This window comes from Candidatus Nanosynbacter sp. TM7-075 (genome assembly GCF_022828255.1).
In the GTDB taxonomy this organism is placed as follows: Bacteria; Patescibacteriota; Saccharimonadia; order Saccharimonadales; family Saccharimonadaceae; genus Nanosynbacter.
Genome location: NZ_JAJQJW010000002.1, coordinates 64555 through 88863, shown reverse-complemented (window position 1 = coordinate 88863; position 24309 = coordinate 64555). Strand labels below are relative to the sequence as shown.

26 protein-coding genes are annotated in these 24309 nt (G+C 44.0%); 23 read left to right on the top strand and 3 right to left on the bottom strand.

Translation table 11 applies throughout. The annotated features are described in order from the left end of the window. From LRM42_RS01970 to murD, 9 genes are all read left to right on the top strand, one after another. Nucleotides 1–705, top strand: a complete 705-nt coding sequence (locus tag LRM42_RS01970; protein WP_445083041.1) for an ABC transporter ATP-binding protein — start codon at nucleotides 1–3, stop codon at nucleotides 703–705. Continuing rightward, nucleotides 695–1039: a PadR family transcriptional regulator gene (locus tag LRM42_RS01965; protein ID WP_232736394.1), complete on the top strand. Its 345-nt coding sequence runs from the start codon at nucleotides 695–697 to the stop codon at nucleotides 1037–1039. Before LRM42_RS01970 ends, LRM42_RS01965 begins: the two co-directional genes overlap by 11 nt. Further along, entirely contained in the window at nucleotides 1039–2316 is a 1278-nt protein-coding gene (locus LRM42_RS01960) for a PspC domain-containing protein (protein ID WP_243816550.1), read from the top strand. Before LRM42_RS01965 ends, LRM42_RS01960 begins: the two co-directional genes overlap by 1 nt. Nucleotides 2317–2381: 65 nt before the next feature. Continuing rightward, entirely contained in the window at nucleotides 2382–3221 is an 840-nt protein-coding gene (locus LRM42_RS01955) for an undecaprenyl-diphosphate phosphatase (RefSeq protein WP_243816549.1), read from the top strand. A gap of 34 nt (nucleotides 3222–3255) precedes the next feature. After that, on the top strand, nucleotides 3256–4497 hold the full coding sequence (serS, locus tag LRM42_RS01950; protein ID WP_243816548.1) for a serine--tRNA ligase: 1242 nt from the start codon (nucleotides 3256–3258) through the stop codon (nucleotides 4495–4497). A 30-nt stretch (nucleotides 4498–4527) separates the two neighbouring features. Then, nucleotides 4528–4899 (top strand): ribosome hibernation-promoting factor, HPF/YfiA family, encoded by a 372-nt coding sequence (gene hpf, locus LRM42_RS01945; RefSeq protein WP_129632445.1) that lies wholly within the window; start codon nucleotides 4528–4530, stop codon nucleotides 4897–4899. Between the two features lie 125 nt (nucleotides 4900–5024). Continuing rightward, nucleotides 5025–7655 (top strand): preprotein translocase subunit SecA, encoded by a 2631-nt coding sequence (gene secA / locus LRM42_RS01940; protein ID WP_243816547.1) that lies wholly within the window; start codon nucleotides 5025–5027, stop codon nucleotides 7653–7655. Between the two features lie 15 nt (nucleotides 7656–7670). Then, nucleotides 7671–8948, top strand: a complete 1278-nt coding sequence (locus LRM42_RS01935; protein ID WP_243816546.1) for a M16 family metallopeptidase — start codon at nucleotides 7671–7673, stop codon at nucleotides 8946–8948. A 36-nt stretch (nucleotides 8949–8984) separates the two neighbouring features. Then, complete coding sequence (gene murD / locus LRM42_RS01930) at nucleotides 8985–10229, top strand: UDP-N-acetylmuramoyl-L-alanine--D-glutamate ligase (protein ID WP_243816545.1); 1245 nt, start codon at nucleotides 8985–8987, stop codon at nucleotides 10227–10229. On the opposite strand, the gene hpt is transcribed toward murD, so the two are convergent. Further along, the gene (hpt, locus tag LRM42_RS01925) at nucleotides 10226–10765 is read right to left on the bottom strand and encodes a hypoxanthine phosphoribosyltransferase (protein WP_243816544.1); all 540 of its coding nucleotides are present in this window, start codon (nucleotides 10763–10765) and stop codon (nucleotides 10226–10228) included. The genes murD and hpt overlap by 4 nt on opposite strands. Before the next feature lie 51 nt (nucleotides 10766–10816). On the opposite strand from hpt, the gene prfB reads away from it, so the two are divergent. From prfB to LRM42_RS01890, 7 genes are all read left to right on the top strand, one after another. Then, nucleotides 10817–11908 (top strand): peptide chain release factor 2, encoded by a 1092-nt coding sequence (prfB, locus tag LRM42_RS01920; RefSeq protein ID WP_243816543.1) that lies wholly within the window; start codon nucleotides 10817–10819, stop codon nucleotides 11906–11908. 20 nt (nucleotides 11909–11928) lie between these two features. After that, a complete protein-coding gene (gene ftsE / locus LRM42_RS01915; protein WP_129632464.1) occupies nucleotides 11929–12612 on the top strand; it encodes a cell division ATP-binding protein FtsE in 684 nt (227 codons plus the stop codon). After that, nucleotides 12612–13598: a cell division protein FtsX gene (locus LRM42_RS01910; RefSeq protein WP_243816542.1), complete on the top strand. Its 987-nt coding sequence runs from the start codon at nucleotides 12612–12614 to the stop codon at nucleotides 13596–13598. Before ftsE ends, LRM42_RS01910 begins: the two co-directional genes overlap by 1 nt. 42 nt (nucleotides 13599–13640) lie before the next feature. Beyond that, nucleotides 13641–14780, top strand: coding sequence for a CHAP domain-containing protein (locus LRM42_RS01905; RefSeq protein ID WP_243816541.1), 1140 nt, complete (start codon nucleotides 13641–13643; stop codon nucleotides 14778–14780). A gap of 63 nt (nucleotides 14781–14843) precedes the next feature. Beyond that, nucleotides 14844–16019, top strand: a complete 1176-nt coding sequence (locus LRM42_RS01900; RefSeq protein WP_243816540.1) for a S41 family peptidase — start codon at nucleotides 14844–14846, stop codon at nucleotides 16017–16019. Nucleotides 16020–16060: 41 nt separating this feature from the next. Then, nucleotides 16061–16444, top strand: a complete 384-nt coding sequence (locus LRM42_RS01895) for a response regulator (RefSeq protein WP_129632476.1) — start codon at nucleotides 16061–16063, stop codon at nucleotides 16442–16444. A gap of 75 nt (nucleotides 16445–16519) precedes the next feature. Then, nucleotides 16520–17869 carry a hypothetical protein gene (locus tag LRM42_RS01890; RefSeq protein WP_243816539.1) on the top strand — a complete coding sequence of 450 codons (1350 nt, stop codon included), beginning with the start codon at nucleotides 16520–16522 and terminating at the stop codon, nucleotides 17867–17869. A gap of 55 nt (nucleotides 17870–17924) precedes the next feature. Here the strand turns inward: LRM42_RS01890 and LRM42_RS01885 are convergent, their stop codons facing one another. Together LRM42_RS01885 and LRM42_RS01880 are read right to left on the bottom strand one after the other, a co-directional pair. Then, nucleotides 17925–18197: a 50S ribosomal protein L27 gene (locus LRM42_RS01885; protein WP_129632482.1), complete on the bottom strand. Its 273-nt coding sequence runs from the start codon at nucleotides 18195–18197 to the stop codon at nucleotides 17925–17927. 63 nt (nucleotides 18198–18260) lie between these two features. Next, nucleotides 18261–19454, bottom strand: a complete 1194-nt coding sequence (locus LRM42_RS01880) for a TRM11 family SAM-dependent methyltransferase (protein WP_243816538.1) — start codon at nucleotides 19452–19454, stop codon at nucleotides 18261–18263. A gap of 38 nt (nucleotides 19455–19492) precedes the next feature. Between LRM42_RS01880 and LRM42_RS01875 the strand changes: the two genes are divergently transcribed. Genes LRM42_RS01875 through recO form a run of 7 tightly spaced genes read left to right on the top strand, consistent with a single transcriptional unit; the run spans nucleotide 19493 to nucleotide 24306 of the window. Further along, a complete protein-coding gene (locus LRM42_RS01875) occupies nucleotides 19493–20560 on the top strand; it encodes a lysylphosphatidylglycerol synthase transmembrane domain-containing protein (protein ID WP_243816537.1) in 1068 nt (355 codons plus the stop codon). After that, the gene (xseA, locus tag LRM42_RS01870) at nucleotides 20544–21644 is read left to right on the top strand and encodes an exodeoxyribonuclease VII large subunit (RefSeq protein ID WP_243816536.1); all 1101 of its coding nucleotides are present in this window, start codon (nucleotides 20544–20546) and stop codon (nucleotides 21642–21644) included. The genes LRM42_RS01875 and xseA overlap by 17 nt, the downstream gene beginning before the upstream one ends. After that, nucleotides 21622–21822: an exodeoxyribonuclease VII small subunit gene (locus LRM42_RS01865; RefSeq protein WP_243816535.1), complete on the top strand. Its 201-nt coding sequence runs from the start codon at nucleotides 21622–21624 to the stop codon at nucleotides 21820–21822. The genes xseA and LRM42_RS01865 overlap by 23 nt, the downstream gene beginning before the upstream one ends. A 40-nt stretch (nucleotides 21823–21862) precedes the next feature. After that, nucleotides 21863–22522 (top strand): hypothetical protein, encoded by a 660-nt coding sequence (locus LRM42_RS01860; protein ID WP_178143242.1) that lies wholly within the window; start codon nucleotides 21863–21865, stop codon nucleotides 22520–22522. Between the two features lie 35 nt (nucleotides 22523–22557). Next, entirely contained in the window at nucleotides 22558–23274 is a 717-nt protein-coding gene (locus LRM42_RS01855; protein WP_243816534.1) for a sensor histidine kinase, read from the top strand. Beyond that, complete coding sequence (locus LRM42_RS01850; protein ID WP_129744619.1) at nucleotides 23271–23642, top strand: response regulator; 372 nt, start codon at nucleotides 23271–23273, stop codon at nucleotides 23640–23642. Before LRM42_RS01855 ends, LRM42_RS01850 begins: the two co-directional genes overlap by 4 nt. Beyond that, on the top strand, nucleotides 23626–24306 hold the full coding sequence (recO, locus tag LRM42_RS01845) for a DNA repair protein RecO (RefSeq protein ID WP_129636524.1): 681 nt from the start codon (nucleotides 23626–23628) through the stop codon (nucleotides 24304–24306). Before LRM42_RS01850 ends, recO begins: the two co-directional genes overlap by 17 nt. The last annotated feature ends 3 nt before the right edge of the window (nucleotides 24307–24309 follow it).

The following is a 24309-nucleotide window of genomic DNA, read 5'->3' as shown; positions in this document are numbered from 1 at the left end:
ATTGTTATGATTGAGCTTAAAAATGTGACGAAAATTTACGGCAAAAAGAAGAACCAATTTGTGGCGCTAAATGATGTTAGTATGCAAATTCCGACTGGTGTGAGCGTGGCGATTTTGGGAAAATCTGGTTCGGGAAAATCGACGCTGATGCATGCAATTTCTGGCTTGGATCGACCGCAGCAAGGTCAAGTGATTATTGACGGTCAGGATATTTTGAAATTGAAACAAAAGCAAGTTGACGAGTTCCGCGCGAGAAAAATAGGTTTTATTTTCCAGAGTTTCTTTGTTCAGGGCAATGAAAGCGTGGCGGATAATGTGAGTTTGCCACTGGAAATTGTGAAAATGCCAAGGGGCTTGAGGGAAAGTAAAATCAATGAGGCGCTGAAGGCGGTTGATCTGTATGAGAAGCGTAAGAATCGTGCAAAGGATTTGTCGGGCGGTCAGAAGCAGCGTTTGGCGATTGCGCGGGCGATTGTCAGCAGTCCTCAGATTATTTTTGCGGACGAACCTACGGGAAATTTGGATAGCGAAACTGGCGCGAAGGTGGAAGAATTGCTGTTCAATTACAACAAGCAAGAAGGCGCAACTCTGATTATCGTGACACACGACGTTGATTTGGCTAAGAAATGCGATTATCAAATCCTAATTAAAGACGGCAAAATTAAGGGCTCTAACATACCGAAAGAAGGTAAAAGTGGACGTTGATAGCTATGCGGAAAGCTTGGCGGTCCAATTGCGAAAAGGATTTTTGGTTTATTGCGTTTTACTGGTTTGTTCTAATAAAGCGCAGTACGCCGGCGACATTGTTAAGCAGTTGAACGATTCGGACTTAACAGTGGTCGAAGGTACGATTTATCCGCTGCTGAACAGGCTGCAGAAAGACGGATATTTGCAACACGAATGGCAGGAAAGCGAGCAAGGTCCGCCGCGAAAATATTATTCATTGACAGATCACGGCGATCAATTGATTCACGAACTCAAAGATCGCATAAATATGCTAAATAATTCGCTTGATAACTTAGAGAAAGGAATAAAATAATGAAGGAAATAACCAGGATTCATCTGGCAAAAACGGCGTTTAGCGTGGAAATTGACGCTAAGAAATCGCTAGAAAAGTACCTTAATTCGATTCAGAAAAATATGCACGCCGACGCGGAAGCGATGAAGGAAATTGAGGCGCGAATGGTTGAAATTCTAGCCGAGCGTGGCGTTATGAAAGAGGGTGTTATTAGCGACGATGACGTTTTGGCGATTAAAAATCAAATGGGTGAGCCGCGTGATTTTTCGGATGATAGTGATGGCACAATTGACGAATTGACGGATGATAATGAAAAACCAGAAAAGCAATTGATGCGCGACACGGACGGAGCTGTCATTGGCGGCGTGTGCGCGGGAATAGCGGCGTACTTTAATATCAATCCGTTGTGGGTGCGACTGATTGCAATTATCTCGCCGTTCGTAACATTTGGTACGATGGTGCTGGTTTACCTCGCGATGTGGGTGTCGATGCCGCCAGCAAAAACCGTGTCGGACAAGTTACGAATGCGCGGAAAGCCAGTAACTTTGGCTGCGCTTAAGGAAGCTTCCGCTGATGGAATTTCAACTGTGTCTGTCGGAAAAACCCCAATTGCGAAATTTTTCCAATATTTTGTCGGCACTGTGGTACTGTTTACGACGCTAGCGATACTGTTTGGGCTGATTGTTGGCGGGGCGCTTGGTATTTCCATGGTTGATATGCTCGGCGGTTTGGGAATGCAAATGTGGGCGTGGGGAGTATGGATTTCCTTGGCAATTGGCGGAATCGCGACGGTAATATTTGGCGCAATTGTAACGCGTAGCATATTTGTTTGGAAGGTCAATCGAATGTCTGTAATCACAATGATCGTGGCGGCATCCGTTGTTTTCATGAGTTTGGCAAGCGCCGCAATATTTAGCGCGCACGCTGGCTTGGAATATGCACGTGAATCGCAGCAGCTCACGAAGAAAGTGAATATCGATATTCCAGATACGACAAACGCTAATTCAATTTTTATTGATATGCCAGTGGGGAATGTTTCGCGAATAAATTCTGACAAGTTTAAGGTGGAAGCGGAGTTTGTGGATTTGCCAAAGGCGAATAAACCAGAAATTAACGTGCGCCGCGATGGCGATAAAATTGTACTGTCCGTTTCTAGGAAGTGTAACGCGATATTCTTTGACGGCTGCTTGAAGTTTTATAAGCCGATAACCGGCTTGAAAATTTATGCTCCTGCGGGTGTGAATGTCAGCGGTTTGTTCTATCAAAACTCGATTGAAGCAGAAAATTCCGAATCTTAGGCTCATGCATTTGAATGATTTTACCGCTAATGCTACACTTGAAGGATGAAAGGTAATTTTTAAGCGTGGCTTGGTGGCAAGCGATTATTCTCGGCATAATCGAGGGAATTACGGAATTCTTACCGATTTCTTCGACTGGACATTTGACAATTGCTGAGAAGTTGATGGGAATGCGAATTGACGATCCGAGCGTCGTGGCTTTTACGGCGATAATCCAGATCGGAGCAATTTTGGCGGCGGTGATTTATTTCTGGAGCGACATCTGGCGAATTTTACAGGCTTGGTGGCGTGGTTTATGGTGGAGACGAGCGCGTCGAAAGTTTGATTATAAATATGGCTGGGCAATTATTATCGGTTCAATTCCTATTGCGATTGTCGGACTGTTATTCAAGCACGAAGTTGAAACAGTTCTGCGCAGTTTGTGGTTTGTGGCGTTCGGGCTTATTGGCTGGAGTGTTGTTATGTGGCTGGCTGACAATCGTGCGGCAAATAACAAGCGTGGCGAAACTGAGACGAGTTGGAAAGACACGCTGGCTATTGGCGCGGGGCAATGTTTGTCGCTCATTCCGGGAATTAGTCGCTCTGGCGCAACGATTTCAGTCGGTTTATTCCGTGGATTTGACCGCGTGTCGGTTACGAAATTGAGTTTCTTCTTGGGTATTCCAGCGCTAGTCGCGGCGGGGTTGTTGGAAGTCGCTACCAAATATAAACACATTTCTGGCGGCGTTGGCTGGACTCCAACTATAATCGCCACGGTAATTTCATTCGGCGTCGGTTATTTGGCTGTGTCGTGGCTGTTAAAATTTATTCAGAGCAATAATTTCCGACCATTCATAATTTATCGATTTGTCCTGGGGCTGTTTTTATTGGTTATGCTTGGCGTAGGAATGATTTCTCACGTTTGAAAGATTTTATTCAGAATTGTTATATAATGAAGATATGTTAGACATCAAGTTCATCCGAGAAAATGCCGATTTGGTGCAAAAGTCGGCAAATGATAAAGGCTATAAAGTTGATATTGCGGCGTTGTTGCAATTAGACGATGAGCGCCGCGATTTGCAGAAGCAGGTTGAAGCGTTACGCGAACAGCGCAATGCTATTTCAGCGAAGATGAAGGGCGGTCGACCAGATCAAGAGTTAATTGATCAGGGCAAGCAATTGAAAGTTGAGCTAGCAGAGCGTGAGAGTTATTTGAAATCGACCGAGGAAAAAGTTGCGGCAATTCTTAAAAACGTCCCGAATATCACTTTTGACGACGTGCCTTTGGGTGGTGAAGAAGATTCTGTTGAAATAAAAGTTTATGGCGATTGCAAAACTGGCGCAAAAGATCATTTGGATTATGCCGTAAGTCGCGGTTGGGCGGACTTTGAACGTGGCGCTAAAGTGGCTGGTGCGAAGTTTTATTATTTGAAGGGCGATTTGGCTTTGCTGGAAAATGCCGTAACTCAATTTGCCTTGGATTACGTAACAAAGCAGGGCTTCACATTTATGACCGTGCCACATATGGTCAATTTGCGAACGGCTGAGGGCGCAGGTTTTACTCCGAAGGGTGAAGGCAGCAATGAATATGTAGTTGACGGTGAAGATTTGACGCTAATCGGTACGGCGGAAATGCCATTAACCGGCTACCACGCGGATGAGATTTTGGACGAAAAAGATTTGCCATTACTGTACGCTGGCTATAGTCCTTGCTATCGAAAAGAGGCGGGAACATACGGCAAGCACACACGTGGTCTATTCCGAGTTCATCAGTTTAATAAGCTGGAAATGTACGCGTTCTGTCTGCCGGAGCAATCTAAAGAGATTCATGAGAAAATTCTTAGCGTTGAAGAGGCGCTTTGGCAGCAAATTGGGATTTCTTATCACGTGGTTAATATTGCGGCGGGCGATTTGGGTGCGCCGGCTGCGAAAAAGTACGACATTGAATATTGGTCGCCGGTTGACCAAACTTATCGTGAACTGACGAGTTGTTCAAATTGTACTGATTATCAAGCTCGTGGTTTGAATATTCGAGTCAGGCGAGAAAACGGCACGATTGAATCTGTTCACACGTTGAACGGAACTGCGGTGTCGCTGGCTCGCTCATTGGTGGTGATTTTGGAGAATTTCCAGAATCCAGATGGAACTTTGACTGTCCCTGAAGTACTTCGTCCGTATATGAATGGTCGTGACGTGATATAATAGAGAGCATACTAGTTAGTAGGAGGAAAAATGATTAAGGATATTACAATTACTGGCGTTAAATATGAGCTGAACGCCACAACAAAAAAATATGTTGAAAGGAAAATTGGTTCTCTGGGAAAATACTTGCCACGCCACGCGCGAAAAAGTGCATCTGCAGACGTTAAGATTAAGCAGATTGACAATCCTGGCGGCAACAAGTACGAGGTTGAAGTTATCATCAATGTGCCGGATAAGAAGATTGTAGCTAAGGATTCAACCATGAACGTTTTGGCTGCAGTGGATATTGTTGAAGCTAGGTTGAATGGTCAAGTTCGTAAGTACAAAGACGATGTGCTGGCTCACGTTGGCGGAAGTCGTGGGGTTTTGGCGAAGCTAAAGCAAACTTTCGGTCGAAAATAATTGATAGATGAAATTAGCAGGAAAGCGTTCAGATTCTGGGCGCTTTTTCTTTTCAAATTGCCTGAAAAAAGTTATAATAAAAGAAGTTTTTGAAAATGCCTGAAAGTGAGGGAGTTTTAAGGTTTATGGCAATTACACAACAAAAAGCGCTGAGTAAGATTTTTGGCGATCCACAGAAGAAGATTTTGAAACGATTGCGTAAGCAAGTTGATGTTATTAACGGTCTGAATGACAAATATGAAAAGATGTCCGACAAGGAGCTTCGGGCGCAAACTGACGAGCTGAAAAAGCGTTTGTCGAAGAAGAGTGTGACACTTGATACGATTTTGCCAGACGCGTTTGCTGTAGCAAGGGAAGCTGCTAAGCGTGTGATTGGCGAGCGTCCGTATGACGTGCAGTTGATTGGCGGTATGGTTCTTCATGAGGGTAACGTTGCCGAGATGAAAACTGGTGAAGGTAAGACTCTTGTGGCGACATTGCCAACTTATCTGAACGCTTTGGAAGGCAAGGGTGTTCACGTGGTGACGGTTAATGACTATTTGGCTCAGCGCGACGCTGGCTGGATGGGTCAAGTGTATGATTTTCTGGGCTTGACCACCGGTGTGATTATTAACGAAGCGTCATTTGTCTATGATAAAGATTATGACAATGAGCATCACGACGACCCTCGAATGCGCAAGCTTCGCCCGGTTTCACGTAAAGAAGCTTACGCTGCGGACATTACATATGGCACGAATAACGAGTTTGGCTTTGACTATTTGCGCGACAATATGGTTAATGATGTCGATTTGCTCAGGCAGCGTGAATTGAACTTCGCAATCGTTGACGAGGTTGACTCAATTTTGATTGACGAAGCTCGTACGCCACTTATTATCTCTGCTCCAGCGGCTGAAAATCCTGATAATTATTATACGTTTGCTAAAATCGCCGCGAAGTTGGTTCCGGAAGATTATGTTTTGGATGAAAAGCGCCGAAGTGTTGCTTTGACTGACGAAGGCGTTGAAAAAGTTCAGAAATTGTTGGGAATAAAAAACTTGTACACGCCAGATCACGTGCGCAGTGTTTATCACATGGATCAAGCTTTGCGAGCACAGACATTATTCAAGCGTGATAAGGATTATGTTGTAACCAATGACGGCGAGGTGATCATCGTTGACGAACACACTGGTCGTTTGATGCAGGGTCGCCGCTACAACGAAGGTTTGCATCAGGCAATTGAGGCAAAAGAAGGCGTTCCTGTGCTGGAAGAGAGTATGACCTTGGCGACAATTTCCTTCCAGAATTATTTCCGTTTGTACAATAAATTGAGCGGTATGACCGGTACGGCATTTACTGAGGCTGAAGAGTTCCAGCAAATTTATTCACTTGATGTTATTCAAATTCCACCGAACAAACCAGTTATTCGCGAGGATAAGGAAGACCTGATTTTTAAGACTGAAAAAGCCAAACTTAAAGCTGTCGCTGAGGCGATTAAGGATTACCACAAGCAAGGTCGTCCTGTTTTGGTTGGTTCTGGCTCTATTGAAAAGAATGAGCAAATTGCTAAATATTTGGAAAAAGAAGGTATTAAATTTGAGATTCTGAACGCTAAGAACAATGAGCGTGAGGCTGCGATTGTTGCGAAAGCCGGCGAAAAAGGCGCGATTACTTTGGCTACGAATATCGCTGGTCGTGGTACCGACATTAAGCTTGGCGAGGGCGTGAAGGAATTGGGCGGACTGGTTGTTATCGGTTCAGAGCGACACGAATCACGCCGAATTGACAATCAGTTGCGCGGTCGTGGCGGACGTCAGGGTGATCCAGGCGAGACTCAGTTCTATGTTTCGACCGAAGATGATTTGATGCGAATTTTCCAGGGTGAGCGAATTGCGTCATTGATGGATAGGCTGGGCGTTGATGATGATACGCCAATCAGAACTCGCGCCGTATCGAAAACATTGGAAGCAGCACAGAAGCGAGTTGAGGGTTATAACTTTGATACGCGCAAAAATGTTGTTCAATACGACAATGTGATTAACCGTCATCGCCGCGTCGTTTATGTCATGCGACGCAGGATTTTGGAAGGTGACAATATTAAGCCAGAAATTGAGCGATTATTGCGAGCTAAAGTTCACGAATTGACGACTCTTCCATCAAAGAATAACCCAAAGTTTGTCGAGGATTTCTCAGTTATTTTCCCAATTGATAAGGAAAAAATTGAAAAGGTTGGCAAGGAGAAGAAAGATCGTTTGCGCTATGAGAAGGCGCTGGAGCTGGCTGAAGAAGCTTACGCGGAGAAAGAGCGTGAGATTGGCGCTGATGATTTGCGCGGAGTTGAGCGCGAAGTTTACATGGCGGTGCTGGATACATTGTGGATGCAACATTTGGAAAATATGCAACATTTGCGTGAGGGAATTCACTGGCGAAGTGTTGGACAGCGCGATCCTTTGGTAGAATACCGATCAGAATCCCAGAAGTTGTTTGAGAGTTTACAGGCTAATCTCCGCGATGAAGTTCTGGCGACGATATTTAATATTCATAAAGCCGATGCTACGGTTCGTCAATCTCAAGACGACGAATATGACACTGAGCTAACTAGGTTGGCAGAAAATGCCGTTGAGCGTGGCGTAAATGAAATTGGTTCGGGCGAGGAAAATCGAGACGATGACTTCTCTGTGAAAAAAGGCAAGACTAGCGCGGAATCAAATCGTGCGAAGAATCAAGCTCGAAAGAAGAAAAAGGCTCAGCGACAGAACCGTAAGAAAAATCGTAAATAATCAGAGAATTAGGCAATGAAACATACAGTTGAGGAAATTAGACTGAAGAATGGTGCGCGCGGCTTGTTGATTGACGTTCCAGATGCTACGGTAATGAGTTTTCAGGTGCAATTCAGGGCAGGCAATCGCTATGTTCTGAATAAAGATATTTACGAAACGGCTCACATTATGGAGCATATGGCGTTCGGTGCGAATGAAAAGTTTCGTTCGGAGCACAATTACGAGCAGGAATTTACCAAGAACGGCGCCTATCACAACGCTTACACTTCTGACTATTCAATGGTTTATGAAGCGATTTGTGCGGATTTTGAGTGGGACAGGATTTTGGAGCTTCAGAGATTGGCTATTACAACGCCGCGATTCAACGCTGATGAGCTTGAGGCGGAAAAGGGCAATGTTCGCTCTGAATTGACTGGCTATCTCAACAATCATAACCGCGTGATGTGGCCGCGCATTCAGCAGGCGCTGGGTGAAGATATTTTGACGTATAATCAGCGCTTAAAAACAATTGCTAATATTGAGCTGAAAGACATTAAAAATCATCACAAGCGAACGCATACCTTGAAGAATATGCGGTTTGTGGTGGCTGGAAAAATGGCTGGACGAAAAGCGGCTATTAAAGAACATCTTGAGGGATGGCAATTAGAGACGGGCGAGCGGTTCGTTATTCCGCGCGATGAACCACGCAGGGCTAACCCAGTCTTAGTTAAGCGAAAAGAGGCGACGAATTTGACGTTTGGCTGGTCGATGATGACTCCACGTGAGCTAAGTGACGAAGAAGTCACGGCCATGAACGCATTGAACCACATTCTGACCGGCACGATGAGCTCGAGGATTTTTGGCGCGGCTCGTAAAAAAGGCTTGGCGTATGGTATTTTTAGTGATACGTCGATTGGTTTTTACGATTCGGCTTGGGATTTTGGTGGACAAGTAAACGTCGAAACTGCAGAAAAACTCTTTGATATTATCGTGAGAGAGTTGAAGAAGGTTTTGGCTGGATCTATTTCCGAAGAGGATTTGGAAAGTGTGAAGTCATATTCGTTGGGTCGTTATCAAATGGGCGCTCAAACTGTTGGGCAAGTAAGTAATTTTTACGTAGGACGATATTTTGCTGATGATTTCGTGAGAGATTATGCCGCCGTTCCAGATTCTATTTTAGCGGTAACTCCTGATCAGTTGATTGAAACGGCTCGTCAATTTTTCGCATCCAACACGTGGACGTTGGCGGCAGTTACTTCGGAAGAAAAAGAGCTATTAACAAAGCTGTATGATAAGCTCGACAAGCTGTTTTAGGGTGTAATCGTAAATTGCTCGTGATATAATCAGGTTATGAAAAATGTCATTGCTGGTTTTGGTGTTGAAGGTCAATCTAATTTGCGTTATTTTCGGGAGAAGTTTCCGGAAGCTGATTTTTTAGTGGCGGACGAGTGTGAAAAAGTAGATAATTTGCCGGAAAATGTGGCTTATCAGACGGGATTTTCGGGGCTGGAGGATGCAGATTTAATCGTTAGGTCGCCAAGTCTTCCGCCAAAAAAGATAAAGACTAGCGGTCAAATTTGGTCGGCGACAAATGAGTTTTTTGCCAATTGCCCAGCGACTATAATTGGCGTGACTGGCACAAAAGGCAAAGGGACGACGTGTAGTTTTATCTCGTCGATTTTGCGCGCGGCAGGTAAAACCGTTCATTTAGTGGGAAATATTGGCGTGCCAGCTTTGGATATTTTGCCGAAAATTGAGAAAGATGACATTGTCGTTTATGAATTGTCCAGTTTTCAATTGTGGGATTTGCAGAAATCTCCGCACGTTGCTGTGGTGCTGATGATTGAGCCTGACCACTTGAATGTCCACGCTGATTTTAATGACTATTTGGCGGCAAAAGCGAATATTGCCAAGTTCCAAACCGCGGACGATTATGTTGTCTATAATTCTCAAAATGAGTTTAGTTCGTCGATTGCAGATGCGAGTTTGGCACAGAAAAAGGAGTACCCATTTGTTCTTTCGGACAGCATAACTTCTGCGATTCGCTTGCCGGGGAAACATAATATTGATAATGCGTGCGCGGCGATAGCGGCGGTGAAATCGATTTTGCCGAACGTGTCGGATGATGAGATAAAGAGAGGGCTTAGCGAGTTTACGGGGTTGCCGCATCGATTGAAGTTTGTTGCTGAAAAATACGGCGTGAAATATTACGATGACAGTATTTCGACAACTCCGGGCAGTGCGATTGCGGCATTAAAAGCTTTTGCGGAGCCGAAAATTTTGATTTTGGGCGGATCGGATAAAGGCGCGGACTATTCTGAACTAGCAAAAGAAATTGCCCGACAAAACGTACGACTGGTAATTATCAATGGTGCCAACTCTGATGAAATTAGGGAAGTCTTAAGGGAAGAGAAAATTGATTGCGAAATTATCCAATTAGATATGGCGACAATGAAAGAGGTTGCCAAATCAATCAAAAATAAAGCGCAATCTGGCGACGTGGTGATTCTTAGCCCAGCGGCCGCCAGCTTTGATATGTTTAAGAGCTATTCTGATCGTGGCGAGCAATTTGTTGCCGCCGTAGAAGAACTTTAATCTTGATAGACTTCTGGTTTTAAGATGCCGATGTATGGCAAGTTACGATATTGCTGGCGAAAATCCAGACCGTAACCAACGACAAATTCGTTTGGCGTATCGATGCCGACATAATCAGCTTCCGCGTCAACTTCGCGCCGCGCTGGTTTGTCTAATAGCGAGCATATTTTTACCGACGCAGCATTTTTTGCGGCAAATAATTCTCTTAGCGCTTGGGCGGTTCGACCGCTGTCAATTATGTCCTCAACGATCAACACGTGCCTATCCGCCACGTCGGTGTCCAAATCTTTGATAATTTTTACAGATCCAGAAGATTTTGTGTCGTCGCCGTAGCTGGAAACCGCCATGAAATCAATTTCCATATAGCAATCCATCGCCTGTATCAAGTCGATCATAAACGGCGCTGCGCCGCGTAAAATACCCACGACGACAGGATTTTTATCGTGATAATCCTCGGTCAATTTTTTCCCAAGTTTTTGAACTGCCGTTTTTATATCTTCGTTTGTAAATAGAATTTTCTCAATATCTTTATCCATCTTTTTATTTTAACAGAGAATTGAGTGTTGAAAAATGGTACAATAAAATACATGCAACCGCTAAAAAAGAAAATTGGTGAGTTAGAAAAAGAAATTGAACAGGCTAAAAAAGCGCTGAAGTTTTCTGATTTGGAGCAGAAATTGGCGGAGCTGGATGATCAATTGAACCAGCCGGAAATTTGGAATAATCCTGATTACGCCCAAGAATTAACGAAACAAGCCGCTAGCCTTCGTCAGACCGTCGAGCCTTGGCAGACTTTGACGGTGCAGGTTGGTGATATGGTTGAGTTGATGGAACTTGGTGATGACGATTTGTTGCCGGAATTCCAGGCGCAAGTTTCGGCAATTGAGAAGAGTTTTGATAGGCATAAAACCGATTTATTATTCTCTGGCGAATATGATAATCGTTCGGCAATTATGCGCATTTCCGCTGGCGTGGGCGGGCTAGATGCACAGGATTTTGCGGCGATGTTGGAGCGAATGTATTTGCGCTGGGCGGAAAAGTCTGGCATGAAAGTTGATACGCTGGAACGCTCGACGAATGACGACGCTGGAATTAAAACGGTCGTCTTGGAGATTTCTGGATCCTTTGCTTATGGAAAATTGCGGTCGGAAAATGGCGTGCATCGTTTGGTGCGATTAAGTCCGTTTAACGCGGACAATTTGCGGCAGACTAGTTTTGCGCTTGTCGAGGTTTTGCCGAAAATTGACGCGCCAGATGAAATATCAATTGACCCGAATGATTTAAGAATTGATGTCTATCGTTCGGGCGGCAAGGGCGGTCAAGGTGTGAATACGACGGATTCGGCGGTTCGGGTGACGCATGAGCCGACAGGGATTACGGTGGCTATTCAGAATGAGCGCTCGCAGATTCAGAATAAAGAAACGGCACTGAAGATTTTGCGGTCAAAATTGTTAGCGATGAAATTAGAGCAACATGCCGAAACTTTGTCTGATCTTAGGGCTGGTGAATCGGCAAACTGGGGCAGTCAAATTAGAAATTACGTTTTGCATCCATATACGCTAGTTAAAGATACGCGCACAAAGCACGAAAATCGCAACGCTCAAGGTGTTCTGGACGGCGATATTGACGAATTCATTACGGCGTATTTAGAACAAAATGCTAATTCTAAAAATATTTAGCTTATGGTATAATACTAGTAATGATTCTGTTAGATAGGGTAACGAAGAACTACGGAAAAAGTAACAAGCCGGCGCTGAACCGAGCAAGCATCCATGTTGGCGCTGGTGAATTTGTGATTATTGTTGGTACGTCGGGTGCTGGCAAATCGACACTTTTGAAACTTCTGACTCGTGAAGAAAAGCCAAGCTCTGGAAAAATTGTGGTTGGCGGAATTGATTATGACAATTTGAAGGACAAACATATTCCGCTGTTGCGTCGGAAAATTGGCGTGGTCTTTCAGGATTTTAAGTTGCTTCCGAATCGAACGGTGTTTGAAAATGTGGCGTTTGCGCTGGAAATTGCTGGAATGACAAATCGGGAAATTAAGGCAACTGTGCCGAAGGTGATCGAACTGGTTGGTCTTAAGGGGAAGGAAAAGCATTTTCCTCATCAGCTTTCTGGCGGTGAGCGTCAGCGTGTAGCGATTGCTAGGGCGGTGGTGCGTCAGCCGAAGATTCTGATTGCAGATGAGCCGACTGGAAACTTGGACCCGAAGCATAGCTGGGATATTGTTCGCTTGCTGGAAAAGATTAACAAATATGGTACGACGGTTATTTTGACGACTCACAACGTGGAGATTGTTAACAAATTGAAGCGGCGCGTTATTACAATTGATCATGGTAAAATCACCTCTGATCAGGCGAGAGGGAGTTATAAACAGTAATGAAATCAGCTAGTAAATCCAACAAGAGCAAAGAAACTATTCGTATACGTCAGTGCCGACGAGGTTGGTTGACGTTTGTCAGAATGTGTCGATATGGCATCAATAACTTTAGCCGTAATGCCTGGCTGACAATTGCTGCGACTGCGGTGATGAGCGTCACGTTGATCATCGTGTTTATAACGTTATCAGCGCGTCAGGTTTTGGTTGATACTGTTTCAAACGTTTCCAAGCGTGCCGATATGTCAATTTACTTAAAGGGCGACACGCCAGAAAAAACGATTAAAACGATTAAATCTCGAATTGAAAAATTAGATAATGTCGATAGCGTTAAGTATATTTCCGCGGAAGAAGCGCGCGAAAAGCAAGCTGAACAATATAAGGACAATCCAGACACGCTCGAGGCAATTCGTGAGTCTAGCAATGAGATGTCGGCAACGCTTCGTGTTTCCGTGAAGGAATTGAACAACCAGCAGTCATTAAATAATTTTGTTAAAACAGATGATCTGTATAAAAAGTACAAAGATCCTAACAGGGAACCATCATTCTCAGGTGAGCGCCAGCAAGCTATTAAAACAGTTGGCAATTGGGTGAGATTGGCGAGTATCGGCGGGTCGATCGCTACGGTTGTTTTCGTGGTGATTTCATCGCTTGTGGTCTTTAATACAATTCGTATGGCAATTTTCAACCGCAAGGATGAGATTGAGATGATGAAGTTGATTGGCGCAGAACGCAGTTTCATCAGAGGTCCGTTTATCGTTGAGGCTATAATGTACGGATTTATCGCGGCAATTATCGCAACGGTGGTTGGGTATGGACTGCTAATTCTTGCGCATGATCCGATGGTAAAATACGGAATTCCTATCGATAATCTTTTGAATCATCTAAAAATGTACGGCGTGCTGGTTTTCTTGAGCATGATTCTGGTTGGCGCGGCGATTGGCGTAGCGTCATCCTGGGTGGCAACTCGCAAATATCTTAAGTTGTAAAAGTCCTTGACATACTGATTATGCTTATGCTAACATAGACGTATGAAACTACGGTCCACCACACCAGTTTCGGCATCATTAGTCAGCAGAGCTTCTCTGGTGGCGATGTCTGCATTGCTCGCTGGATCGGGCATTTTTGGCTTGGCATCACACGTATTAGCTCGCGACTATAACGCCGAAATTCAGGCAAAACAACAAGAAGCAGACAATTATAACTCTGAGGCTTCACGCTTGGGTGAGATGGCTGATAGTTTACAGGCGGAACTTGATAAGATAAACGGACAAATATCAGCTATTCAAGCGCAGATTTCTGATAGCCAAAAGAAGATAAATAGCCTTAATGATCAGATAAAAAAGAACGAAGAGTTAATTAAGCACAATCGTAAAGCGATGGGGCGAATTTTGGCGGATTTGTATGTTGATGATCAGATTTCGCCACTGGAGATGCTTGCTAGTTCAAAAAATATTAGCGATTACATTGACAAGCAAGAACAGCGTAATTCTCTGAAAACTTCGTTGAATGATAAAATTAAAGAGATTAAGTCTCTGCAGAAAAAGCTGGAAGAGAATAAGAAGTCTGTCGAGAATACGCTTCGCGACCAAGAATTGCAGCGCAATGCAATGGCGGCTAAGCAATCTGAGAAGGCGAAACTGATTACTGACACGAAGAATGACCAGAATAACTATGCGGCTCTGGCTCAGAAACGTAATTCTGAAGTAGCGAAGTTGCGAGAAGAGCAGGCTGCGGCCAACCGACGAGCTCTTGGTGGCGGCAATGTCTCCATTCCAGGCGGCATACCTGGCGGTGGCGGTTATCCTGGTGTCTGGGCGAGTGCTCCACTTGATGCTTATATCGATCCATGGGGACTATACACGCGTGAATGTGTGAGCTACGTGGCTTGGAAAATTCATAGCACTGGACGGTATGTTCCGCATTTTGGTGGCGCAGGTAACGCGAATCAGTGGCCGTCAACTGCAGCGCGCTATGGTATTTCTAGCGGCTCAACACCAAAAGCTGGTGCAGCAGCTGTGATGAATATTGGATATTACGGACACGTTATGTATGTTGAGTCTGTCAATGGCGATGGAACCATTACTGTTAGTGACTACAACTTTGCCTGGGACGGTTTATATAGGCATTACACACGCTCAGCTTCAGGATTGACATACGTTTACTTCTAATCGGCATAAAGTGATATACAAAAACGCTCGTGTTAAACGGGCGTTTTGTAGTATAATAAGCATATGGTTACGGGAGAGAAAAGACAACAATTAAGTTGGTTTTTGACGCTTGTTATTGTGGCTATTGTTAGTTTTGTGGCGGGAGCTCGCTCTGATGCGCTGTTTGCTAATGTGGCGTCGGTATTTGGCGTTAGAACTTCAAATAAAACGATTGACTTATCTAGCGTTCAAAAAACATACCAAGAACTGATTGCTAACTACGATGGAAAATTGGACACCCAAAAGTTAATTTACGGCGCTAATCGTGGGCTAGTTGAAGCGGCTGGCGATCCTCATACGGCGTATATGGACCCAGATGAGACGAAGGAGTTTGACAAGTCATTAAGTGGTCAAATTGGTGGTGGAATTGGTGCGGAGATTGGCCTTAGGAATAATAAGCCGACTATCATAAAACCTCTGGAAAACAGTCCAGCTCAGAAGGCGGGAATTAAGGCTGGCGAGGCGATTGTTAAGGTGAATGACGAGGCTTCTTCTGATTGGTCAGTGGAAAAAGTTGTGAGTAAAATCCGCGGAGAAGTTGGTACGTCTGTTAAATTGACGTTATTAAGCGGTGGTCAAACGCGTGAAGTGTCGGTTGTGCGTCAGAATATAGTTTCTCCGGCAGTGGAGTCGGAAATTGATGGAGAAATTGGTATTTTGAAAGTTAATCGATTCGGCGATGATACAGTAAGCTTGTCCAGAAAATACGCTTCGGAATTTGTTGAAAAAGGCGTTAAGAAGGTGATTTTGGATCTGCGAAACAACCCGGGCGGAACGGTTGGGGCTGCTCAAGGGCTATTGGGCATCTGGCTGGACAATCAAATAGCTATGACCGAGCGTCGAGGTCCTGAAATTGTTAAAACGCTGCGTACGACCGGAACGCCAATTCTGGGCAATATGAAGACGGTGGTGCTTATTAACGGTAACAGCGCCAGTGCTAGCGAAATTACAGCTGGGGCGCTTCGTGAATACGGAAAAGCCACGCTGGTTGGTCAGAAGAGTTACGGCAAGGGAAGCGTGCAGATTGTACTTGGACTACCTGGCGGGTCGCAAATGAAAGTTACTGAAGCCAGATGGTATACCCCAAAGGGCAAAAATATAGATAAAACAGGTATAGAACCTGATGTAAAAGTTGATCTTTCGTCGGACGATGTCAATAATAACGTAGATCCGCAGATGGATAAGGCGAAGTCGTTATAAAGCTTGTGTTTTTGGGCTGGACAACATAAAATGGAGATAGTATGAACGGACAAAAAAAGAAGATTTTACTAGTTGAGGATGATATGGCTCTGTCTGCGGTCTATAGGTCGCGACTAGAGATTGAAGGGTTTGATGTTAGAGAAGCCAACAATGGAGAAGACGCTCTGTCTGCCACTGTTGAATATCGTCCAGATTTGATTCTTTTGGATGTGATGATGCCAAAGATTAGTGGTTTTGATGTTTTGGATATTCTTCGCAATACGCCAGAAACTGCTAATGTGAGGATTATTATGTTAACGGCACTCAGTCAGCCAAAGGATAAGGAACGTGCTGAGAGCTTGGGTGTTGATGATTATTTGGTAAAATCTCAGGTTGTAATTGGCGACGTTGTGGCGCGTGTAAAACATCATTTGGGTATTCAGTAGAGAAGTAAATCGAGCGAAAGGTCAGCTTTTTAGGGGTTGACTTTTTGCTTGTTTTTTGGTATAAAGTAGTTATATATGGAAAAACCAAAACCAACACAGAACCATGAACAAGAACAACGAAAAACCCTGAGAGATTATGTAGTTGCAACTTTCCATGCTGATTTAGATATTGCGAAACGTCCATTAACTGTTATTCGTAGCGGTAAAGACAAGGAGGATGTTATATATGAGGGGGGTTGGGTTCCTAGCGCTATGTTGTGTGTATGCAACACTGATCCAGAGAAGGGTGCTGGTCCGACTGAATTGTTTGTGGAAGTATATAAAACGATTAAAGTTAATGGAGAGCATGTTCCTGTAACTGGGATTGCGCCATTGAATATTCTTCGAAATCTAAAAGAAAATGGGGTCTTTACGGAGTCCTATATTCAGGCACTTTACGGAAAATCTACTGAGGAAATGCTTAAAGAAGGAGCAGAGGCTGCTGAGCGAATTTGGCAGCAGAAACATCCGGATAGTAGGAGGATTGAGTCTTTAGTCGCAAAGAAGCATCCGGAAAATTCCAGTAATAGTTTGGTCGTGAAAAAGGACGGTTCTGATCACGAGAGACCTTCAATTAGTAAAGTCAGTCCTAAGGTAGGAAGCACGGCGGTTAAGGCTGCTGGAGTTAGAAAGCCGATAGATACGAATAGGGTAGAAACCAACGAGCCAGTTAAAAAGCCAGCGGTTAAGGCTACTGGAATTAAAAAGCCGGTGGAGACGGGGCTAGATGAAAGCGATAGCCCAGAGCTAAATCGTTTTGACGAGAGAGTGCGAGAACTGATGAAGCCTCTAGAGACTGATGTAGACGGCATGCCTTTTGAGAACGAATCTGTGCGAGTAAACTATTATGATTATCTATACGATCCAAATTATGTGCCGTCAAATAATGTAGAGGACGCTGCCGTTAGAAACCCAAAAGGAGTTCCTGTATCTGAGAATAGCTTTAATGCTGCGAAAGAGGCTATTTATGATCTAGCTACGAATCCATCGTTAATGCAAATAATTAATCCCGAGAGAGCGCTTGACCCTGAAGTGATCATAAACGGCGTTAGATCTAGTCACCTTACGCGTTGCCGCTTGTTTGAATATTTAACCTCCAGTCTTGATAGGCTGGCGGTAGTTAATCCAGGCGCTTTGGCAGACAGAGTCCTTCGCGACTCATATGATAATCTAAAATCTCCTAATTACCTCGGAGGTAATTATTATGCGGGCAAAATGCGCAGTCGTGAATATACTGTAGTGCTGGCAATTGCTATGATGGACGGCTCATTTGATGTAGACAGACAAGACAAGATGGTTACTCATTACAGGGGTGGCAGGGAGAGAAGTGGTATGCATAGGGATTCAGCAAGGGCACTTCTCGAATATGTAAGAAATAATTATTAATATTAAAATAACTCCGTATTTACCGGAGCTATTTTAATAAAAAAGTTTTTACTGACTAAAGAACAACAACTTGCGTTCGGCGTTCTGATTTGCCGGTAAACTTGGTTTTCTTAACTGACTTAAAGCCAACTACGCCATCTTTTGCAGCGTGGATGGTGAAATTACGGCTAACATATGTGCCGTCACCAGCAATCTTTGTGGCGCCAGTTTGACGAACTAGAACTTCTCCAGCGGAAACTTTTTGACCGCCAAATCGCTTAACGCCAAGACGTTGACCAGCATTGTTGTGGATGTTCTTACTAGAACCACCAGCTTTAACCTTTGACATTCTTTACTCCTTATAGTTTCTATAAAACAATCTGTTCTAGTTTATCGAAAATAAAGCCAGTTGTCAAGCGGTTTTGGCTATATCTGCCGGTTTTAACACCAATATTTCTCTGGCAACAACTTGATCTTCACGGTAATATAAGAGGTTTTTATCGATAATTTGCTGATATCCAAGTTTTTTAAGATTTTTTATCAGAGGCAAGTGAGTAAATTTACCTTCGTGATTTTGCCACGCTGGAATGGCTATGCAAAGCGTCGTGTTTGGGCGGATTTGCGAATGGATATTTTGCAGAAAACCGCTAATTATGTGATTACAATTTCCGACTACTTCGTGAAGTTTTTCTGGACTAGGTGGCGCGGAAAACGGCTGACCTAAATATGTTTCGCAAACAACGCGAGAAATCCGCTCCTTCTGTTCATTTGTTAATTTTACAGAGGTGGCGTCGGCCTGATGCGCTTGCCAGAAAGTGTTTGTTGAAAAAGTTTTTTCCACCCAGTTCATATTTTCAGTCGTGTAAGATATCATCTTGTCGCTCAAATCGCTACCATAAGCATTCACGCCAATAAGCGCAGCTTCTTGCAATACTGTTCCTGTGCCACAAAACGGATCCCAGAGGTAATCGTTAGGTTTTGCGTGAGACAGGTTAATCATAATTTGCGCAAGCTTAGGTGGGAGCATTCCCACGAAAGCGTCGCGTTTCGGTCTCTCGCGGTCGCGCTGAGTGTATGAATTGATATTTTGAGCGCCACGGCTTTCGGCAACTATCAAATCTCCATACACGTTCTTAGCTATAATAATTTCAATTTTTGCTTCAGACCTGCCGAGTTTATTATTATGAGAGGTCGCAGTGGACAGCGCGGCGGTTTTATTAGGAATTAGGCGCAAACTGACGCCAGATTTTCTCAGGTTATTTTTCAGGATAATTCCGATTTTTTGGACATTCCTCGGATCTGTTTTATTGCCATAAAAACTTATTCCAAGCGTTATTTTTTTCTGACTATTCGAAAGTTTTTTCGTGTATTTTTCAACAATAATTTTTGAGGCTTGGAGCAGGGTATTGCGGTCTGATTTTTGCGATTTTATCTTCGTGATGACTTGTCCGCACTTAATCGTTCCGCCGAGGTTGTCAATTGAAAAATTGTCGCAATTAACCGTGGCAGCTTGATTGGAGATTTTTTGGACATTTTTAGTACCGTAAACCGCCTCTAATTCAGCGATAGAGATTTCTGGTTGACGGCCAAGAATAGCTATAAACATGTCGTAATTATAACATTTATCGTGGTATAATGAAGGTTATGTTACCGAAGGTGTTGCAATTGTTGAAATCGCCACGAGCCATTATGAGCGTTTTGACGTTGGCGGTTTTGGCAATAATAATTTTTCTATCTCGGCATGAGCTCGTGAAGGCTTGGAATTTGTTTTTGCATGCGGATTTATGGCTATTGTTCTTATTGTTGCCGTTTCAGATTATCGTGTACTTCGCTGGCGGCGAGATGATTTTTTCATATTTAAGAGAGAAGAACCTGATTCATCATATTTCCAGGCTGGAGCAGACGAGGATTGCGCTGGAGCTCAATTTGGTCAATCATATTTTTCCGTCGGGCGGAGTTAGCGGTATTTCGTATACGACGTGGCGAATGCATAAACTTGGCGTGAGTTCGGCGCGTTCGACATTTGCGCAGGTGATTCGTTACGTTACGGGATTTTTGTCGCTTTTGGTTTTATTGGTGATTGCTGTGTTGGCGCTGGCTATTGACGGTAAGGTTAATCGTTATATCGTTGCGGCGAGTTTCTTGCTGATTATCGTGGTTTTGGCGCTGACGTTTGGTCTGATTTTCGTGTTTTCGTCAAAGCGGCGTATGCAGATGACTGCCGCTAAATTGTCTAAATTCATCAATACATTGGTAAAAATCGCAACCTTAGGTAAGAAGCGACGAGTGATGAAGTCGAAGAAAGTCGAAGAGTTTTTTGTTGACATGCAGGACGATTTTCAAGATTTGTCCAATCATCCGAAACTTCTGATAAAACCGATGATTTGGGGAGCTGTTTATACTGTTTTTGATGTAGCGATGTTTGCCGTGGCGTTTCTATCTCTGGGTGTTTTTGTTAATCCGGCGATTCTGATGGTTGGATATGGCGTGGCGGGATTGGCAGCAATTGTCGTGTTTACGCCTGGAGGGACGGGTGTTTATGAGACCATTATGATTATTTTCTTGAGTATGGCAGGCACTCCGCCAGATTTGGCGATTGCTGGAATAATTTTGACGCGAGCAATTTTACTTACTGGTACGATTATCTTTGGCTATATTTTCTATCAACACGCACTGATTAAATACGGCAAGCCAGATGATTCCCAGGTTTAGTGTTAGCAATTTCATAGCAATTGTCAATCAAACCTTTGACGTGGCTTTTGCTGGAATGGTTGAAGTTGAGGGCGAGGTTTCTAGTTTTAAGTCTTATCCTCCGAAATACGCTTTTTTCGATCTGAAAGATGATGATGGGCTGGTTCGGTGTTTTGTTGGTTTTAGTAATTTACGTACGCCAATTGAAGATGGAATGAAAGTTGTCGTTCGAGCGATGCCGGCGCTTAGGGATAATGGCGCCTTTAGCTTGAATGTTCAAGAGATTCGCCCATTAGGCAAGGGAAGTTTGAAGCGAAGTTTTGAGCTTTTGAAGCAAAAATTGACAGTTGAGGGTTTGTTTAATTCTGAAAGAAAGCGTCCATTACCGCAATATCCTCAGAGGGTGGCTGTTATTTCCAGTACGAAAGCAGCAGGATATGCGGACTTTATGAAGATTTCTAGCGAACGTTGGGGCGGCGTGAAGTTTGTAGTCGCCGATGTTAATGTACAGGGCGTGAACGCTGCAGATCAAGCTGTGCGGGCAATATCATATTTTAGTCAAATGTCAGAATCTCCAGATGTGATTGTTTTGATTCGTGGCGGTGGCAGTGCGGAAGATTTGGCGAGTTTTAACGATGAAAAACTAGTACGGGCGGTGGCGAGTAGTCGCATTCCGACAATGACTGGAATTGGTCATGAGATTGATGAGAGTTTGTGCGATTTGGCAGCGGACGTTCGCGCAGCCACGCCGAGTAACGCTGCGCAATTGCTGTTTCCTGACAAGCGAGAAGTGATTCGGCATTTGCATTACAGGCTAATTGACGCGAAAGATTCAATTTGTAGAGTTATCGAAGAACAGTCGCTTAATGCAACAATGTTGCAAAAAGAAGCACTAAAACAGTGGTCAAGTCGTGTGGATGTGGCTGCAAATGCAACATTGTCGCAACAAAAAGTAATCGCTGAGTATGATCCGGAAATGGCGCTTCGTCGCGGTTATGCAATGATCAAGGGTGATTTACAGATTGGTAATATTGTAGAGATTACAACAAAAGATATAATTATGAAAGCGAGGATTGAGAATAGTGAACAACGATATGACAATTGAGCAAATGATGGCTGAATTGAACGAGCAAATCGCGTGGTTCCAAGGCGATGATTTTAATCTGGATGAGGCAAAGCAGAAGTTTATTGAGGCGAGAGAATTGTCGAAAAAAATTACTGCCACTCTGGAAGATATGCGACATGACATTGAAGTTCTTAGTGAGGATTTCAACGCTGAGTAGGATCTTTACATCAATTAAAGCATAAGCTATACTTTACAGTATGATGACGAGAGATAAGAGTGAGCGTGGCTCAGTTAATGGCTGGATGGTCGGCACAATCGGCTGTCTGATATTGTTTTTGATTGCTGGATCTTTGGCAATTTGGGCGTACATGCAATATTCCCGAGAAAAAAGCAGCGTTGATAGTAAAGTTGCGATTGAAGTTGCTAAGGGGAAGAGTGAACAAGCCGAATCAGACCAGAAGAAATTTTCTGAAGAAGCAAAAAACCCGCGTATTGAATTTGTTGGTCCTGCTGAATATGGTCGAGTATCGTTCATGTATCCAAAGACTTGGAGTGTATATGTAGGGAATGACGGCAGCGACAGGGGCGATTACAAAGCTTATCTTCACCCTATTTCAGTTCCTTCGACAACTAATAAAAATAGTCGGTTTGCGCTGAGGCTAGAGATTATCAATAAGAATATGGATACGGTGCTGAATGACTATCAATCACGACTAAAGAAGGGTGAATTGACCTCAAGTAGTACTGAGTTTAATGGAATTTCAGCAACTCGGATTGACGGTACGTTTGAGAAAGAATTGCGCGGCTCTGTGGTTTTGATGAAAGTTCGCGATAAAACTATTCGTTTTTCAACCGATGCGGATACGTTTAAGCCAGATTTCCAGACTATATTGAGCACCGTAAAAATCTCTGAATAGAAAAACCCGAGACATATTTGCTATACTAGAATTGTATGGCAGGTAAAGAGTGGAGTGATGCTGATTTTGGGGGATTGCCGAGCGTTTTGGTGGCGGCACACGAGCTGAAAACGCCGTTGGCTTTGATTAGGCAATTGGCGCTACTGTTGGACGATGATTTAACCAGTTCTGCCGATAAAACTCAGATCCAGCAACGAATCATTCGGACTTCCGAGCAGGCGTTGCAACTTACGATTGATTTGGCAAATTCAGCCAATTTAACGCCGTCGTTATTTCCGCTTGAGCCGGTCAACCCGTTGGCTTTATGTCAGCAAGTAGCGATGGAAACGAAGTTCAACGCAATACTTTATGGGCGAAAAGTTAGCTGGCCTAAGAGTAGTCGAAATAGTCAATTGATATTAGCGAACCGAATACTTTTGGGGCGAATTTTAGCGAACTTTTTGAATAACGCGTTGGCGTATACGGAGGATGGATCGGAGATTAAGGTTTCGGTTAAGGCGACAAAAGATGCCGTAAGGATGAGCGTGCGGGATTTTGGACCGATGATGAGTTTGAAGGAATATCGGCTTTTGCTTGATGAAATGGAAATGCGAAAAACCGTGCGAACAAGGCCGGAAAGTAGCGGGCTGGGGATTTACGTGGCGAATCAATTTGCGCGGGCGATGAACGGGCGAATTGGTCTGATTCGTCATCGTGATGGACTGACTTTTTATGTAGAAATGCCAATTAGTCGGCAGTTGAGCTTGATATGAAAAAACTGTTAATCGTTGAGGATGATAAGAATTGGGCGGATATTCTGGGCAAGTTTGCCGCGGATGTTGGCGCGGAATATCGAGTGGCGGTTTCTGGTGGTCAGGCGATTGAAATTATTGACGATTGGCAACCCGATGCTTTAATTTTGGATATGCTGTTGGCTGGCGAAACGGCGATTGCTTTGTTGAATGAGCTACGATCGTACGCGGATTTGGCGAGTTTGCCGATTGTGGTTTGTACGAATATTGACGTTAAAATGGACAATTTGCGTCCGCTTGGCGTGAAGGCGATTTTGAATAAAACATCGATGCGTCCGAATGAGGCGCGGGCGATTTTTCGCGAGGTTCTAAATGACGGGGCAGAGTGAGCGAGTAAAAGCAATTGTTCTGAGGCGAACGAATTACGCCGAAGCTGATCGAGTTTTGCAGTTATTAACGCCAAAAGGTCGACGTAGCGTAATCGCAAAAGGTGTGCGTCGGGAGCGCAGTAAATTGGCGGGCGGAATTGAATTATTCGCGATTTGCGACGTGGTTATTCGTTCTGGTCGGGGCGATTTGGGGCTATTAACTTCCGCTCGATTGTCGGCTTTTTATCGGCATATTTTGGAAGATTATGATCGAATGCAATTTGCATATTCGGTGATGAAATTGGTCTCTGCAGCGAGCGAAAATATTGACGAACCAGAGTGGTATTATGTACTGAGTCAAGTTTTGGAGCAATTGAATAATCCTGCGATAAACCAAAAATTGATTGAAACGTGGTTTTATTTGCAATACGCGAGTTTGCTGGGAGATGAACTGAATCTTCGAACGGACGTAACGACTGCGGCGCTACTTCCTGATAAAAAATATATGTACGATAGCGCGGAAAAAGGTTTGAGATTGGCGGAACAGGGCGATTTGGGTGCAGACGCAATCAAATTGTTAAGGTTAATCCAGGCCAAGCCGCTCGCGAATGTGGCGCAAATTGGCGGAATAACTGAGGTTATAAACGATTGTTGGTTGACCGCCAGACAGCACGCGGCAGTGTAAAAT